This window comes from Thermodesulfobacteriota bacterium (assembly GCA_035325995.1).
Taxonomy (GTDB): domain Bacteria; phylum Desulfobacterota_D; class UBA1144; order Nemesobacterales; family UBA2774; genus JADLGH01.
Window position 1 is genome coordinate 47,068 of sequence record DAOKYU010000002.1, and the last position, 16,005, is coordinate 63,072.

The 16,005-nt window shown below is 58.2% G+C and carries 11 protein-coding genes and 1 tRNA gene; 3 read left to right on the plus strand and 9 right to left on the minus strand.

What is annotated here, in order from left to right:
- Positions 1–99 precede the first annotated feature (99 nt).
- From PKC29_03100 to PKC29_03110, 3 genes are all read right to left on the minus strand, one after another.
- Positions 100–173: transfer RNA gene (locus tag PKC29_03100), tRNA-Ile, on the minus strand.
- A gap of 180 nt (positions 174–353) precedes the next feature.
- Positions 354–1,241 (minus strand): lytic transglycosylase domain-containing protein, encoded by an 888-nt coding sequence (locus PKC29_03105; protein ID HML94399.1) that lies wholly within the window; start codon positions 1,239–1,241, stop codon positions 354–356.
- A 196-nt stretch (positions 1,242–1,437) separates the two neighbouring features.
- The gene (locus tag PKC29_03110) at positions 1,438–1,851 is read right to left on the minus strand and encodes an OB-fold domain-containing protein (GenBank protein ID HML94400.1); all 414 of its coding nucleotides are present in this window, start codon (positions 1,849–1,851) and stop codon (positions 1,438–1,440) included.
- Positions 1,852–1,966: 115 nt separating this feature from the next.
- On the opposite strand from PKC29_03110, the gene thiD reads away from it, so the two are divergent.
- Positions 1,967–2,776, plus strand: a complete 810-nt coding sequence (gene thiD, locus PKC29_03115; protein HML94401.1) for a bifunctional hydroxymethylpyrimidine kinase/phosphomethylpyrimidine kinase — start codon at positions 1,967–1,969, stop codon at positions 2,774–2,776.
- 6 nt (positions 2,777–2,782) lie between these two features.
- Entirely contained in the window at positions 2,783–3,643 is an 861-nt protein-coding gene (gene folD, locus PKC29_03120) for a bifunctional methylenetetrahydrofolate dehydrogenase/methenyltetrahydrofolate cyclohydrolase FolD (protein ID HML94402.1), read from the plus strand.
- Positions 3,644–4,295: 652 nt separating this feature from the next.
- Here folD and folK read toward each other — a convergent pair.
- On the minus strand, positions 4,296–4,814 hold the full coding sequence (gene folK, locus PKC29_03125) for a 2-amino-4-hydroxy-6-hydroxymethyldihydropteridine diphosphokinase (GenBank protein HML94403.1): 519 nt from the start codon (positions 4,812–4,814) through the stop codon (positions 4,296–4,298).
- Between the two features lie 74 nt (positions 4,815–4,888).
- Here folK and PKC29_03130 point away from each other — a divergent pair, with 74 nt between their 5' ends.
- Complete coding sequence (locus tag PKC29_03130) at positions 4,889–5,167, plus strand: 4a-hydroxytetrahydrobiopterin dehydratase (protein ID HML94404.1); 279 nt, start codon at positions 4,889–4,891, stop codon at positions 5,165–5,167.
- Between the two features lie 9 nt (positions 5,168–5,176).
- On the opposite strand, the gene PKC29_03135 is transcribed toward PKC29_03130, so the two are convergent.
- The 5 genes from PKC29_03135 to PKC29_03155 all read right to left on the minus strand — a co-directional run bounded on the left by PKC29_03135 (position 5,177) and on the right by PKC29_03155 (position 15,993).
- On the minus strand, positions 5,177–5,473 hold the full coding sequence (locus tag PKC29_03135) for a DUF308 domain-containing protein (GenBank protein ID HML94405.1): 297 nt from the start codon (positions 5,471–5,473) through the stop codon (positions 5,177–5,179).
- An 86-nt stretch (positions 5,474–5,559) separates the two neighbouring features.
- Positions 5,560–6,501: a MoxR family ATPase gene (locus PKC29_03140; protein ID HML94406.1), complete on the minus strand. Its 942-nt coding sequence runs from the start codon at positions 6,499–6,501 to the stop codon at positions 5,560–5,562.
- A gap of 8 nt (positions 6,502–6,509) precedes the next feature.
- Complete coding sequence (secA, locus tag PKC29_03145) at positions 6,510–9,359, minus strand: preprotein translocase subunit SecA (GenBank protein HML94407.1); 2,850 nt, start codon at positions 9,357–9,359, stop codon at positions 6,510–6,512.
- A gap of 140 nt (positions 9,360–9,499) precedes the next feature.
- Complete coding sequence (smc, locus tag PKC29_03150; GenBank protein ID HML94408.1) at positions 9,500–13,021, minus strand: chromosome segregation protein SMC; 3,522 nt, start codon at positions 13,019–13,021, stop codon at positions 9,500–9,502.
- Between the two features lie 95 nt (positions 13,022–13,116).
- Positions 13,117–15,993, minus strand: coding sequence for a DnaJ domain-containing protein (locus PKC29_03155; GenBank protein HML94409.1), 2,877 nt, complete (start codon positions 15,991–15,993; stop codon positions 13,117–13,119).
- Positions 15,994–16,005 lie beyond the last annotated feature (12 nt).

The following is a 16,005-nucleotide window of genomic DNA, read 5'->3' on the forward strand; positions in this document are numbered from 1 at the left end:
AGGGTTGTACTATAGCGGGGACTTGGGTCGAGGCTGTTATTGCGAGGTTATGTATTATCTCGACTTCCATCTTGAGTCAAAAAACAAAGGCTTAATGTGTGGGCCCACCCGGACTCGAACCAGGGACCAACGGATTATGAGTCCGTCGCTCTAACCAACTGAGCTATGGGCCCTCAAAAAATTGTTTAGTGAATTTAGTATTCTAGATGAAAATAGCATTTTGTCAAATCAGCCGTGTGTAAGCCCGCAAAATTCCTCGTAATACCCGGAAGAAGGCCCCCCGCCCGAAGTTGCCGGCGTTCGGAATTTAAACGGGTGTCTCATTTTCGCTGCCTTTTTTATCGCCGCGGCGGTCAGTTTTTCGAGACATAGTTCTTCGTCTTCATTATCTTGTAGTACCCGAGCACCTTCGTTATGTAGTCCGTCGTTTCGGGGTAGGGGGGGATGGTGAATCCGTGCTTTATGACGGCGCCCTTCCCGGCGTTGTAAGCCGCGAGAGAGAGCTTCATGTCCCCGTCGAAATATTCCATCAGGTCTTTCAGGTACCTCACCCCGCCTTCTATGTTGGAGATGGGGTCGAAGGGGTCGTCGACGCCGTAGTCGCTGGCCGTCGCCGGGATGAGCTGCATCATGCCCTGGGCGTTCTTCGGCGATACTGCGTTCGGGTTAAAGTTGGACTCGGCCTTTATGACGGCCTTTACGAGGTAGGGGTCCACGTCGTGCTTTACGCTCGCGGTCATGATTTCGTTGTCGTAGTCGGACGAGAAATTAGCCGAGAGGGCGAATGCATCTTCCTTTTCGCCAGGCCGGACTATCCTGTATTTGGCCAGCGCGGCCGGGCCCGTGAAGACCACGGTGGGCATTTTGTTGTTGCACTCTATCGTCTCGATCATGCCGCTCGCCCTTTCGAGCAGGACCACGCAGTTGGCGACTTCGACGACCCTGACCGTCTCGTTGTAGACGAGATCGAGCACTTCGCCCGCGACGTAGTTGGCTATCTCCCCCGTTACCGGGTTCTTGACGAGGGCCTTCGATATGTTGCCGTTCACCACAGTGCCGAGGAGGTCGAGGCGGAGGTCGGACTTGGAAACGTCCACGGCCAGTATCTCGTTGCCGCCCGCGGGCCGTTCGGTGTAGGACTTCTCTTCCGAATAGACGTTTTCGGTGTTTACAGCGGATACGTCTTTGCCGGTGATGACGAATCCTGTAAGAAACAGGACTATGAAGAGGGGAGTTCTCATCGGGCTGACTATAATATTAGTCGTTATAATTCCAGCATATACGATAAATACATAAAAGTAAATATTAAATTTTGGGCTCGACCCCGCCTTGGCGCTCCGGGGGATATTCGGGCAGGGCGCAATCACGCTCGGGCCCTGCGCAGGATACGCAGGGCGGGACGTTTCTGGCTGTAATATGCTTCGGACTGCCGGAGGTTTACTTTACGGGGTAGAACTTGTACGACTTCACGTCCTTTCCGTCCTGGGACTTCTTTACCGTGCCCACGGTCACTCCCATTTTCTGCCCGATCTTGAGCCCCTCGGGATCGTCCGTCTCGACCTGCGCCATGACCCTTACGCCCTCGGGGAAGTCAACCAGGGCGAGAGCATACGGAACCGGGAATTCCGGGAGGCTCCTTCTTACCACGGTGAAGGAATGGAGCTCGCCGAACGGGCTGAGGAGCTTTTCCTCGACGTCGTCCGAGAAGCTGACCGGGTCGGCAAGGTATTTCGGGAAGGTCCAGTTGTCGGCTTCCTTCGAGTATCCGGCGACGAGCCTTACCTCGCCCGAGCCTTCGACTTTAAAGAGTTCAGGGAATAGAACCTCATCGTTTTCAGTGATCTGTGCCATGACTTAGTCTCCTCTGCGATTTTTAGCAGACTATATATTACATTTAAAAAATTTTTAGTCCAGCCGGGCGAATGGCGTTTGTAAACCGCCGGAAAGCTTAGTAGAATAAATCCGCGTGGGGCAATTTCCGGCAAGGGCACTTACGATAGCAGGGTCCGATTCGGGGGGCGGCGCGGGCATCCAGGCCGACCTCAAGACCTTTACGGCGCTGGGCGTGTACGGGATGTCCGTCGTCACGTCCGTGACGGCGCAGAACACCGTTTCGGTGCTCGCCATAAACGACCTTCCGCCGGAATTCGTGGGGCTCCAGATCGACGCCGTCCTGTCCGACATAGGGGCCGACGCCGTCAAGATAGGGATGCTGTCCAATGCCGGTATAGTCTCGGTCGTCGCCCGGAAGCTCCGCGAGCACGGGCAGGGGAACGTCGTCCTCGACCCGGTGATGGTGTCCAAGGGCGGCTCGGTCCTCATGGAAAGCGCGGCGCGCGAGGCCATCAAGAAGGATCTCTTCGGGCTGGTGCGCGTGATAACCCCGAACATCCCCGAGGCCGAGGTAATCACGGGGCTCCGCATAGACTCGGTCGCTGCAATGAAGGACGCCGCGCTGGCGATAAGGGAGCTCGGCCCGGAATGCGTCGTCGTAAAGGGCGGGCACCTCGCGGGCGAGCCGGACGCGGTGGACATATTTTTGGACGGCGAGGGGTTTTTCGAGCTCAAGTCGCCGAGGGTGGACACGAAGAACACGCACGGGACGGGCTGCACGTTCTCGGCTGCCGTATGCGCGTGCCTGGCGAAAGGAGCGTCTCCCGTAGAAGCGGTAAGGGCCGCGAAGGAGTACGTGACCGGGGCGATAGAAAGGTCTTTCACGCTCGGCTCGGGGAACGGTCCATTAAATCACTTTTGGAAAACGGAAGAAGGAGAATAGCTGGCCATGGCTGAGATAATTGACGGAAAGGCCGTATCGGCGCACGTGAGGAAGCAGGTCGCCGACGGCGTGAAGGAGCTTTCGGAATCCGCGGGGATAGTCCCAGGGCTCGCTGCGGTCCTCGTCGGGGACGACCCGGCGTCGGAGATATACGTAAGGAACAAGCGGAAGGCGTGCGAGGACGCGGGCATGTATTCCGAGGAGCACAGGCTCCCGAAAGAGACGACCGGGGAGGAGCTCCTCGCGCTCGTCGAAAAGCTGAACGCGGACGACAAGATCCACGGCATACTCGTACAGCTCCCTCTCCCCGGCCACATAAACGAAACGAGCATACTCCGGGCCGTCACGCCTCTCAAGGACGTGGACGGGTTCCATCCCTATAACGTCGGCCTCCTCGTCGAGGGGCATCCGAGGTTCATCTCGTGCACGCCGCACGGGATAATGAAGATGCTCGAATACTACAATATAGACGTCAAGGGGAAGGAGGCCGTGGTCGTCGGGAGGAGCAACATTGTCGGAAAGCCGGTGGCGATACTCCTCCTCCATTCGCACGCGACGGTGACTATCTGTCATTCGAGGACGAGGGACCTCGGTGAGGTCACGAGGCGGGCCGACATACTCGTGGCGGCCATCGGGCGCGCGAGCTTCATCACGGCCGACATGGTGAAGGAAGGGGCCGTCGTCATAGACGTCGGCATCAACCGTAACGAGCAGGGGAAGCTCGCCGGGGACGTGGACTTCGAGGCAGTAAAGGAAAAGGCGTCCTGGATCACGCCCGTCCCGGGCGGGGTAGGGCCGATGACGATATCCATGCTGCTATGGAACACGCTCGAATCGGCGAAGTCTTTTGCCGCGGGGAAGGGTTAGCGTGGGCACGCGGCAAGGTGGAGATTTGAGGAGGATGTATTGGGAATTAAATACATCCACAAAAATAAATCCCCCTGTTTTACTTTGATTTGGGTCCGGTACCGGTACTGGATTCACGTTGAGAAGATAGCTGAGAAGATAAGAGAGGGCTTCCGGTTCCTGCACTCGCTCGGCACCGTTGGGAATGACAAACATTGGGAACGGCGTCTGATTCCTCGCTTGCTCGAAACCGTTGTTCGAGATGACAAAGTAAAAGATGAGATTCTGAAACAAGTTCAGAATGACGGAAGGGTGGTGTCGCGGCTGTGCGCCGCGACGTCGGATTCATGCACGCGTGGCGTGCTGGATTCCCGATGTATAGGCAGGTCTCGCTCGGTACCGGATAAGCGTTTGTGTAATAAATCAGCGGCGTCCGATTTCTCACTCGTTCGAAATCGTTGGGAATGACAAACTATAAGGATGGCGGAAGCGGGTGCCTGCGGACGCTGTCCGCGGCTGTGGATAACATGCCTCTCGACGCGAGAAAATTATCCACAGTCTTTAACCCTCTGAGCCTAAAATACTTCGTAACTCTCCGCCGATAAATGCATATACTGAAAAAAGCCTGTGCATGGATCGGTGGATAATTTTGCGGGCAACAAAAGCGCGCCTGTTAATAACCTGTGGGCTTCTGTGGAAAAATTGCAGACGGCGGGGCTGTTTTAACGACCTTCTCCCCGTCTTCGAGCATGCCGAGGAGCCCCGACACCGTGGCCCCGAGGACGGGGTGGACGAGCCCGGGGCTAATCTCCGCCAGCGGCTCCAGGACGAAGCGCCGGAGGTGCGCGCGGGGATGGGGTATGGTGAGCGCGTCCGTGTTAATTATGAGCCCGCCGTAGAATACGATGTCGAGGTCGATCGATCTTTCCCTCCACCTACCGCTCCTGACGCGCCCGAGCGTGTCCTCGATCGACTGGAGCTCGGCGAGGAGCTCTTCCGGCGGGAGGTTCGTTTCTATACAGGCGGCGCAGTTGATGAAATCGGGCTGGTCCTTCGGGCCGACGGGCTCCGTCTCGTAAGCCGACGAGACGGCCGCCACCCGCGCGAACGCGGACAGCATCGACACCGCGAGCATGCAGTTCGCCGTCCTGTCTCCGAGGTTCGATCCAATGCTTATCCAGGCCCTGGCCACGGGGTAATGTTAATCGAGATTCCTTTGACTATCCAGCCGCCGTTAATTAGTCTTGTGAAAAGGGAGGTGAAGTTATGCCGCTGCTAAATGAAAAAGAGATAGCCGAGGGGCTCGGGGGGCTTTCGGGATGGGAGCTCAAGGGAAAAGAAATCGTCAAGGCCTTTAAGCTCAAAAACTTCGTCGAGGCCGTCGGCTTCGTGAACGAGGTCGCGGTCCTGGCCGAGAAGGCCGACCATCATCCCGACATACTGATTCAGTACAGGAACGTTACCCTTACGCTTTCGACCCACAGCGCCGGGGGGCTTACTGAAAAGGATTTCAATCTCGCAAAGGAGATAGACGGGCTGTCGTAAGGGTCCGTCTCAGGAGCCCTTTTTCTTTTCTATTACCTCGTAGTCCTCGGTATCCAGGATTATAGTCGTCCTGCCGTTTTCCTGCGTGGTGTGGACTTTTTTCTTCTTTTTTCCGAACGACGAGACGAACCTCGCCGCGCCGAATACTATTACGGCGATGCCTATGGCTATGCCGATTACGAGTCCGAAAATAGCGAGTAGTGCGAATAAGGCTAGCCCTATGATAATGGCCAGGGGGAGGAGGTATGCAGGCGGCTTGCCCTGGCTCCCTCCCTGGTAGAAAAATATTCTTCTGTTGGGATTCATTTTTTGCCTCCGTTAAAGACGCAGGGTCCCGAAAGAACCGGCGTCCGGCGTACATATAGTTTACCACGAGTTGGGTTCGGCCGTGGTCAGACCGGCACGGGAACGTTCCTGAGAACTTCCTCTATCGTCTCTTCCTCTCCGCCCTGCCCGCCGATGCGCTCGTCTCTCAGGACTACGCGATGCGCCAGCACGGGGACGGCCATTTCCTTCACGTCGTCGGGGATGCAGTACGTCCTTCCGTCCGTGAGCGCATGCGCCTGGGCCGCGCTCTTGAGCGCTATGGCCCCCCTCGGGCTGACCCCGAGCGTGAACAGCTTCCGGTTCCTCGTTTCGCTTATTATCGCGAGTATGTAGTCGAGTATGGAATCGTCGAGCCTGACCTTTTCGGACATGACCTGGAGGGCGAGGATGTCGTCCCTCGATATGACCGGGCGTATATCGCTCCAGGTGTTCGTAGGGCCGAAGGACGAGAGTATCTCCTTTTCGCTCTCGGGGTCGGGGTAGCCGATGCTTATCCTGACGGCGAACCTGTCGAGCTGGTTTTCGGGGAGAGGGAACGTGCCCTTGTACTCAAAGGGGTTCTGCGTCGCGATTACCATGAACGGCGCGGGCAGCGTGTACTCGACGCCGTCTATCGTCACGCGGGCCTCGTTCATAGCTTCGAGGAGCGCGCTCTGTGTCTTCGGTGTCGCCCTGTTTATCTCGTCGGCGAGGACTATATTCGCGAATACGGGCCCGGGCTTGAACTTGAAATCCCCCGCTTGCCGGTCGAGGACAGAGACGCCGAGGATGTCGGACGGCAGGAGGTCGCTCGTGAACTGTATGCGCTTGAACGAGAGCTCGGTGGACCTCGCGAGGGCCTGGGCGAGGGTCGTCTTCCCCACACCGGGGACGTCCTCTATCAGCATGTGCGAGCGGGACAGAAGGGCGATGACTGCCGTCTTCACTATGCGGGGCTTCCCCCTAACGACGCCGCCGATGTTTTTTTCGAGGCTCTTTATCCTTTCCGTGAATTCGAGTGAGTCCAAAACGAATCCTAGGCGTTGGCGCCGCAGCACTTCTTGTACTTCTTGCCGCTGCCGCACGGGCACGGGTCGTTCCTTCCGACCTTGGCGGTGTTCCTGACGGGCTGCTTTTTCTTCTCTCCCTCTTCCTCGCCCCGGCTCAGCGTCATGTGCTGCTGTTCGGCGCGCCTCCTCCTTTCGAGCCTTTCCATGTCTGTCTCGCTCACGGGCTGTACGCGGAAGAGCTTTTCGCATATGTCGTTCCCGAGCCGCTCCATGAGTCCGGTGAACATGTCGTAACCCTCGCGCTTGTATTCCTGGAGCGGGTCCTTCTGGGCGTAGCCGCGGAGTCCTATGCCCTCACGCAGATGGTCCATGCTGAGGAGGTGGTCCTTCCAGAGGTAGTCGAGGGTCTGGAGCATTATGTAGCGCTCTATCTGCCGCATCATCTCGGGGCCGAACTCCTCTTCCTTGGCCTCGTAGAAAGCCCTCGCCTTATCGCCTATCGCTTCGGCTATCAGGCTCCGTCGCTCGCCGTTCGCGGTGAGCTCGGAAACCGGGACGTCGATGTTGAACGTGCTCTTGACGGCTTCTCTAAGCTCTTCGAGCGCTTCGTCGTCCGGCACGCCCTTTTCGGGGATCGTCTCGGCCACGAGCACCTCGATTATATCGTCGGCCATCTCGTAGAGGTTTTCCTTGAGGTTGTCGCCGCCGGCGAGGAATTCCCTCCGCTTCCTGTACACGACCTCGCGCTGCCTGTTGAGGACGTCGTCGTAATCGAGGAGGTGCTTTCGGATATCGAAGTTCCGCCCCTCGACCTTCTTCTGCGCGTTTTCGATGGAGCGGGTTATCATCTTGTGCTCGATGGGCTCGCCTTCCTCCCATCCGAGCTTGTCCATGATTTTCGTAATTGTCTCCGAGGCGAAGATTCGCATGAGGTCGTCTTCGAGCGAAACGAAGAACGTGGACGAGCCCGGGTCGCCCTGTCTTCCGGACCTTCCCCTGAGCTGGTTGTCTATCCTTCGGGATTCGTGCCTTTCGGTGCCTATGATGTGAAGACCGCCGAGGTCGAGGACGCGCTTCTTCTCGTCCTCGCAAATGGCCTTGGCCTCGAGCATGGCGGACTCGAACTGCTCGGGCTCGGCGTCCTGCGGCTCCGCCTGGAAGTTCTTTTTGAGTATGCTCCTCGCGAGGGAATCGTGGTTCCCGCCGAGTATGATGTCGGTGCCTCGCCCGGCCATGTTGGTCGCTATCGTGACGGAGCCTATCCTCCCCGCCTGGGCCACGATCTCGGCCTCGTTCTCGTGCTGCTTGGCGTTGAGCACCTTGTGCGGGATACGCTGCTTTTCGAGGAGCTTGCTCAGCCTCTCGGACTTTTCTATGGAGGTCGTGCCGACGAGTATAGGGCGGCCCTTCTCGTGCTGTTCCTGTATCTCGCCGGCGACGGCGTCGAACTTCTCGCGCTCGGATTTATATATGAGGTCGTTCCTGTCCACCCTGACCATCGGCCTGTTGGTGGGGATGACGTTCACGTCGAGGTTGTAGATGTTCTTGAACTCGAAAGCCTCCGTATCCGCCGTACCTGTCATGCCGGCGAGCTTCCTGTACATGCGGAAATAGTTCTGGATCGTTATCGTGGCGAGGGTCTGGTTCTCGTTCTCGATTTCGACCCCTTCCTTGGCCTCTATCGCCTGGTGGAGCCCGTCGCTCCATCTCCTCCCGGGCATGAGCCTTCCGGTGAACTCGTCTACGATTATGACCTTGCCGTCCTTTACCATGTAATCGACGTCGCGGTGAAAGAGGTTGTGCGCCCGTAGGCCCTGTATGACGTGATGGAGGAGCTCGATGTTGGCCGGGTCGTAGACGTTGCTGACGCCCAGCGCGCGCTCGACCTTGTTCGAGCCCTCTTCGGTAGGCGTTACCTGGCGGGTCTTTTCGTCGAGCGTGAAATCGACCTCGTTTTTGAGGTTCTTGACGACGCCGTTTATGTCGTAGTAGAGCTGGGTCGAGTCCTCGGAAGGGCCGGATATGATGAGCGGCGTCCTAGCCTCGTCGATGAGGATGCTATCCACCTCGTCGACTATCGCGAAGTTGTGCTCGCGCTGGACGTAGTCGCTGAGCGAGAACTTCATGTTGTCGCGGAGGTAGTCGAAGCCGAACTCGTTGTTCGTGCCATAGGTGACGTGCGCCCTGTAGGCTTCCTTACGCGTGCACTCGACGAGCCTCGTCTTGAAGGCGGCCAGGACGTCGAGGTTCCTTTCGGGCGGTATCTCCATGTCCCTGTATTCGTTCGGCCACACGCTCTGGTTCTTCTCGATGGCTTTCTCGGCGCGGGCCGGGTCTTCCCATTCGACGAGGTAGGATATCTCGTGGTTTATGACGCCGACGTCTATACCGAGGAGCTTGTATATGGGCCCCATCCACGTCGCGTCGCGCCGGGCGAGGTAGTCGTTTACGGTGACGAGGTGCGCGCCCAGCCCGGTAAGCCCGTTCAGGTAAAGCGGCAGGGCGGCCACGAGGGTTTTACCCTCGCCCGTTTTCATTTCGGCGATGCGCCCCATGTGAAGCACGAGGCCGCCTATGAGCTGGACGTCGAAGGGGCGCATGCCGAGCGTCCTCCGCGACGCCTCGCGCGCGAGGGCGAACGCCTCGGGCATGATCCCCAGGAGCTCGTCTTCGAGCCTTTTGAACGCCGCGTCGTCGGGCGACTCGCCGCTGCCGTTAAGGGTGTTCCTGACCCTTTCCTGAAAACCCTGCGTCTTTTCCTGAAAATCCCTGTTGGAAAGCTCCCTGTAATCGTTTTCGTGCTCGACGACCGGGTTGAGAAGGCCGGCCAGCCTTCTTATTTCCCTGTCGTTCTGGGAGCCTATTATTTTCTTCATTATGTATGAAATCATTTCTTGTAATAAACCTCCGGGTTACCCTGAGAAAATATAAAAGTATATGTGTAAAAACCCCCTATCACAAATTAATCTAACCGCCGGTGGAAGGTGTATATAGGACTTTTACGCGCGGGGCGAGGTCAGGTGAGGTCCACGGAAACGACCGTGGACGTGCCGGTTTTGTTGGACGTTATGCCTATGAGCGAGTTTACTTCCTGCATGGTTTTCTTGTTGTGAGTGATGAGGATGACCTGCGAATGGTCGTCGATTTCCTTTACGAGCTCGAGGAAGTAGGACGTGTTCCTGTCGTCGAGAGGGGCGTCTATCTCGTCGAAAAGGAGGAACGGCGCCGGTTTTATGAGGCACGCCGCGATTATGAGCGCGATAGCCGAAAGGGCCTTTTCGCCGCCCGAGAGGAGCGTGATCGACTGGAATTTCTTCCCCTTCGGCCTCACCATGACCTCGACGCCCGATTCGAGCATGTTTTCGGGGTCCGTGAGAACGAGCTTTCCTTCGCCGCCTTTGAAGAGCCTGCTGAATATCTCCTGGAACTTCGTGTTCATTATCTCGAACGTCTCGGAGAACCTCTTCTCGGATTCCTTGTCTATTTTGCTTATGGCCTTTCCGAGGGACGAAATAGCCTGGAGGAGGTCGTCCATCTGCTCGTTTAAGAACTGGTACCTCTCTTCGAGCTTCCCGTACTCCTCGGGCGCGAGGAGGTTCACCGGGCCGAATTTCTCGATCTGGGCCTGGAGCTTCCTGAGGCGGGGCTCCTCGGCGGAAAGGTTGATCTCCTCTTCGTCCGTGTCCTCGGGCTCTGCCGGGATTTCCTCTGAGCCGGTCGTGGCGAAGCTGCTCCTTCTCATTGCCTCGGATATGTTCTCGATCTCGATCTGGAGGCCGTTCAAGTCGAGCTCTAAAGAGTTGTTCTTTATCCTGAGCTCGGAGAGCCGGGCGTTCACGGCCTCGCGCTTCTCCTCGGCGGCTCTCAGCTCGGCGAGTATCGCGGCCCTGTCGTCCCGCATCTTCCCGAGCCTTCCTTCGCTCTCGGAAAGCGCCTTCTTTATCTCTTCTATCTCGTCTACGGTGCTCTTGTCCCTGTCGATGAATCTCAGCTTTTCGAGCTTTTTCTCCTCGATGCCCTGCGATTCGAGCTCTAAACGCCTGTCTATGGCCGCGACGCGCCTTTCGAGCCCGGCGATGTCTTCGGTGACGCCCGTTTCCTTCTGCATGAGCGAGGCGCGGCTGACTTTCTTGTCGGCTATCTCGTGCTCTATGGCGCGCTCCTCGTCCTCGGCGCTCTTTATCCGGGCCTCGACGTCGCCGAACCTCTGCTCCAAAACGGCCTTCTCGGCGTCGAGCTTCTCTATCTTCTTCCGCGTCTCTTCCATGAGGGCGAGCTTCTTGTCCGTCTCCATGGACGTTTCGGCGAGGACGCGGTTTATTATCTCGATCCTCTTTTCGAGCTTTTCGAGGTTGTTCTTGAAGTTGTGTACGTCCTTACGCGTCTCGGCCTCTTTTATGTCGAGCCCGACGAGCTCCGCCTGGCGGCTCTTTATGTCGGCGTCGAGCCCTTCGATACGGGCGTCGAGGCCCTCTATCCCGGCCGTCTTCGCGTCTATGAATTTCTGAAGGGCCGCGACGGAGGATTTCAAGTTCTCTATCTCGCGCTTCCTTTCGAGGACGCCCGGCTGCGCAGTGCCGCCCGAGACGGCGCCGCCCGGGTGCATGTAGTCGCCCTCGGCCGTAACGAAAGAGGCGTTTTCAGGGGCCGACGTCCTGAGCTCGACCGCCCGGCCGAGCGTGGGGACGAGGTATATGCTCTTCAGCATTTCCCTTACGGATTCGGGGCCGTCCGGGCCGAGCTCGACGAGCTCGGAGAGGGCCTTGCAGTCGGGGAGCGGGCTTCCGTGCCCCGCGCCGTTCTGCATCCCGCCCGGTATGAACGTCCCGCGCCCGAGAGACCTTTCGCGGAGCGCCCCGACGGCGCGGACGGCCTCGTTGTGTCCGCCGACGACTATCCACTTTATCTTTTCGCCGAGGGCCGATTCGACCGCCCTTTCGTAGCCCTCGAAGGCCGATATAAAGTCCGACACGGTGCCGAGGACGCCGTTCCCCTTGTTTTCGAGTATGAAATCCCTTATGCCCTCGGGGAGCCATTCGTAATTTATTTCTATCTGGTTTAGCGCGTTGAGCCGCGACGCGTTTTCCTTGAGCTCCTCGCGCGCCGATTCGTTTTCGGCGGCGTGCCGGGCCCTTTCCTCGCGGGCGGACCCCATGGCCAGGGTGAGCTCTTCTTTCTTCTCTCTTATCCCGGCCTTACGGGCTTCGTAGTCGGCGAGTATCCGTTCCGTACGCGAGATTTCCGAGACGAGGTGTTCCTTCTCCTCGCCGGCCTCGGCTATTTCACCGTCTATGGATTCCTTCTTGGAGTAAAGCTCCTTCAGCTCCTTTTCGTATCCGAGCGCCGCGCCCTTGAGCGAGCTGTACTCGTCGAGGGTCTTGAAGAGGGAGTCTCTTATCTCCCTGTGCTCGGTCCTTATCTCGGCGAAGCCCGCCTTTACGGCCGCGAGCTTTTCCTCGCTTCCGGCTATGTCCTCGCGGCCTATCCTGAGAGCTTCACGCACTTCTTCCAGGGCTGCCTTCTTGGCGTCGAGCTCGGAGAGGAGGCTGACGCGCTCGTTCGTCATGAGCCCGGTCTCGCTCTCGATCTTTTCGATGAACCTGTCGATGTTGGATATCTCGGTTTTTATGAGCTCCTGGGAGGATATCTTCTGGTTAAGCTCGGTCCTTGTCCTGAATATGGCTTCCTCGAGGTTCCTGAGCGCTTCCTCGGATTCGTGCGCTCGCTGTCCGAGCGCCTTCTGCACCCCGGCTGCCTGGAGGATTTCGGCCTCGGCTTCCGAGACGTGGCGGTCGAGCGTAGCCTTTTCGGCGAGCACCTTCCGCCTCCTGACTTCGAGCTTCCGGGTCTTCGCGCGCAGGATGCGGTATTCGAGGACCCGGGCTTCCTCGGAAAGCTCCCTGAACTCGGCCGCCTGTTTGGCCTGGAGGCTCAGGGTTTCCATCTGCCGCTTGACCTCGTTCGTCATGTCCTTGACGCGGGAGAGGTTCTCGCGCGTGGTCTTGATGCGGGTTTCGGTTTCGCGCCGCCTGAGCTTGTATTTCCTTATACCGGCGACCTCTTCTATGACCGTCCTCTTGTCCTCGGGCTTGGCCGTGATGAGCTGGTCCACACGGCCCTGTCCGATAATCGAGAATGCCCTCGCGCCCGAGCCGGTGTCTATGAATATGTCGGTTATGTCCTTGAGCCTGCACTGGACGCCGTTAAGGTAATACTCGTTCTCGCCCGAGCGGAACACGCGGCGCTTTATCTCGACCTGCTCGAAGTTGTAATTGGGCACCCTCTCCATCACGAGCGACACTTCTGCCATGCCGAGGGGCTTTAAAAACTCGCTCCCGTTCGAGATAATCTCTTCCATGACGTTCGCACGGAGCTGGCGCGGGTTCTGCTCGCCCAGGATCCATCTTATGGCGTCTATGATATTCGACTTGCCGCAGCCGTTCGGCCCCACGATCGCATTGAGCTCGTGGTCGAAGTGGATACGCGTCTTATCGTAGAAGGATTTAAAGCCGGATATTTCCAGTGACTTTATTTTCATTGCAAGGAGTCTCGTTCAAGATAATCAAAACCGGGGCAAAAGTAAATAACCCGCCGGGGAAAATCGCGGCGGGCGAAAGGGCGGCGCAGGGCCGGCTACCTCTTGAAGAGGCTCGACCAGAACTTCTTTTCGGGCTTTTTTTCGTTCCTCGCGCTGGATTTGCGGGTGTTTATGAGCCTGAGCTCTCTTTTGGCCTCGATGTAATCGGGCTCGATCTCTATGGCCTTCTGAAAGCATTTTTCGGCGTTCTTGAGGTCGTTCTGGTGTTTGTAGATGGACCCGAGATAGTAGTGGTTCTCCGGTATCTTCCCGTTCATCCTGATCGCCTTTTCGAGCTCTTTTATCGATTCCCCGAGCACGTTCGACTTGTTTTCGGCGGCGAGATACCTCGTCCACCCGTGGGCGCCCACGTAGGCCGCCTCCTCGGGATTCATACTGACGGCCTCGCGTATATTCTTTTCCGCCTCGGCGTAGTCGCGCTGTATGAGGAGCGTTATGCCCTTTTTAAACGCCATTTCGGCCTCGTATATGTACTTGGCCTGGTTCTTGAGGTCGGCGAGCTCTTCCTGCGAGTCGTATTCCTCCCTCTTGTCGCTCTGGGAGAGGGTTTCGTAGGCCGACGTGATGCGCGTGAATATCTCTTCGGCCTTTAGCCTCGTATCGTGGTCGGCGCCCGGGTGGACGTCGGGATGATAGTTCTTTACGAGCTTGTAGTAAGCGTCGCGTATCTCCTCGCCCTTGGAGCCTTTTTCTATGCCCAGTATCTCGTAATGGTCCTTCGAATCGAGCCCTTCGTAAAAGCTGTTGACGCGCTCGGTGAAAACGTCGCCCGCGCCCTTTTCGGGGATGCCCCAGTTGTGCTCGAACGGCTCGTCGGCCGGTTTTTCTTCGGCTTCCTCGTTCTCCTCGCGCGCGGCGTCCCTGTCGAAGTCGAGGACGAGCTCGGGCTCGGGCTCGGCGGTGCCGGGCTCGACGGAGGAATGGAACGGGTCCCGGGCGCCGGCGCCCCCGGCCTCGCCGGACGGGGCGGCGTCTTTCGCCCCGGGCTCCGTGGGGGCCGTCCCGGTCTCGTCTTCTTCGAGGTAGAAGGCGCTCTCGAAGCCCGCCTCGCCGGAGCCTGGCTCTTCTCCCGCGGCGCTCTCTTCCGGCTCGTCGAAAGAGCTGAAATCGATCTCCCATACCTTCTCTTCTTTCCGCTCTTCCCCGGCCTCCGTGGCCTCGCTCGTATCCGGAGGCTCACTCGTTTCAAGGGCCTCGCCGGGCGTTGGCCCCGGCTCCGTTTCGCTGGCCGAGGGGCCGGTTTCGATTTCGAAGACCTCTCCCGTCTCTTCGCCCTCGGACTCCATCGATATCGATTCTATGGGAACCTCTTCGTTCTCCACCTCCCACGGCATCGGCGACTCGTCGTTCTGAAAGGGCTTCCAGCCGCCGGAAGCTTCCCCGGAGGGCTTTTCGTCGTCGTCCGGCAGGTCGAGAAGGAGGTCTTTTATACCGGAGAGAGGGTCTTCTTCCCCGGGTTCCGGGGCTTCGTTCGTTTCGGATGTCTCTTCGAGCGAGAGCCCGGGCTCCATTCCGGAATCGAGCTCCGTATCGAGGGACAGCTCCTCCCAATTGTCCCCGGTCGGCAGATCGCTTTCGCCGGGTCCGGGCGGTCTGTCCTCGAGGCCGGGGGCGAAGTCGTCCGTATCTCCGGCGTCTTCGGGCGGATCGTCCGTTTCGATCTCCCAGACCTTTTCCTCCATCTCCTCTTCGGCCGTGCCGGGGGGAGTCTCCAGCGTGACGTCCGCCGCTTCTTCCGTCCCGGCCGCGTGTGAAGCCTCTTCGGCGGCGATGTCCGCCATGGCGGCGTCCCTTTCGGGCTCCATTTCGCTGAGCCTCTTTTCGATCGAAGCCCGTCCTACCCTGTCCACTGCCAGGCCCGGTATGGAGAGGAGCCTGAAAAGCGATAGGAAGTAGAGGAGCTTAAGCGTCTCGTCCTTTTCGAGGCGCGAGGATTCGAGCACTTCCCTTAAATGCGCCCTCGGTTTTAAAAGCTGTACGAATCTGAGCTCTTTGGGCTTGAGCCCGAGGCTGCCGACTTCCGATTTAAGCCTGGGCTTGACCTCGACGAGGGGGTTTCTGCCCACGAGGTCCTCGACGTCGACGTATCTTTTTATCCCTTCGTATACGAGCCGGGGGAGACTCAGCTGATACGATACGGCCTCGCCGGGCGAATTCGCGCCCTCTTTGAATTCGTACCTGCCCTGGAGGTAATAAAACCCCCGGAGTATTTTCTCTTCTATCTGGAGCTCGAGGTAGCTGTTGAGCTCGTGGGGGGATGTGATGCCCATGCCGAAGAGTATCTCCCCGAATTTCCGGTCGGTGCTTGCGGAAATGTCTATCGCCTTTTCGTAGCTCTCGCGGTCGATCTTACCCCTGTCGAGGAGTATGCGCCCTATGGCGGTTTCGACGTCGCCGCCCTCGGCGAACGTCGGAACGCCGCCCGTGAAGTAGACGTCGAGATTGGAGTTCGACTTTATCGAAAGTATCCCCGTCTTTTTCTTCTCGTATATGTCGGCGAGGATGCAGGGGAAGAAGGTAGACCCCATGCTGCCTTCGCTCTCGGTGTTCGCGGGCTCTTTCTTGGGGGTCTTCTCTGAATAGTTCTGCTTGATGAAGTCGAAGAGGGATGTCAGGCGGTTCTTGTCGTCGAATATCAGGATGGGCCTTCGCCCCGGTGCGGGAGCGCCGCCGGCCGCGAAATCGAACGTCTCGAAATCGTTCGAGGACTTGAGGGACGTGAGAAGAGCCGGGCTCAGCTCCTGGTCTATGAGCTCCAGAACCGCGAGGTCGGGCTTCTCGTAGAACAGCCTGTCGAGGCCGTCCTTGTAGTTCAGGACCACGGTGGTATATAACTCTCTTAACTCCAGGAATTCCTTGATTACGTAGCAGTAATCCCTGTCGGAACCGATGACAAGAGCTCTCCTAGACAATGTTACCTGCTG

Bases quoted from the DNA above. Each gene is read 5' to 3' on its own strand.
- PKC29_03105 (HML94399.1), bottom strand. From the start codon at position 1,241: ATGAGAACTCCCCTCTTCATAGTCCTGTTTCTTACAGGATTCGTCATC.
- PKC29_03110 (HML94400.1), bottom strand. From the start codon at position 1,851: ATGGCACAGATCACTGAAAACGATGAGGTTCTATTCCCTGAACTCTTT.
- folD (HML94402.1), top strand. From the start codon at position 2,783: ATGGCTGAGATAATTGACGGAAAGGCCGTATCGGCGCACGTGAGGAAG.
- PKC29_03130 (HML94404.1), top strand. From the start codon at position 4,889: ATGCCGCTGCTAAATGAAAAAGAGATAGCCGAGGGGCTCGGGGGGCTT.
- PKC29_03135 (HML94405.1), bottom strand. From the start codon at position 5,473: ATGAATCCCAACAGAAGAATATTTTTCTACCAGGGAGGGAGCCAGGGC.
- secA (HML94407.1), bottom strand. From the start codon at position 9,359: ATGAAGAAAATAATAGGCTCCCAGAACGACAGGGAAATAAGAAGGCTG.
- smc (HML94408.1), bottom strand. From the start codon at position 13,021: ATGAAAATAAAGTCACTGGAAATATCCGGCTTTAAATCCTTCTACGAT.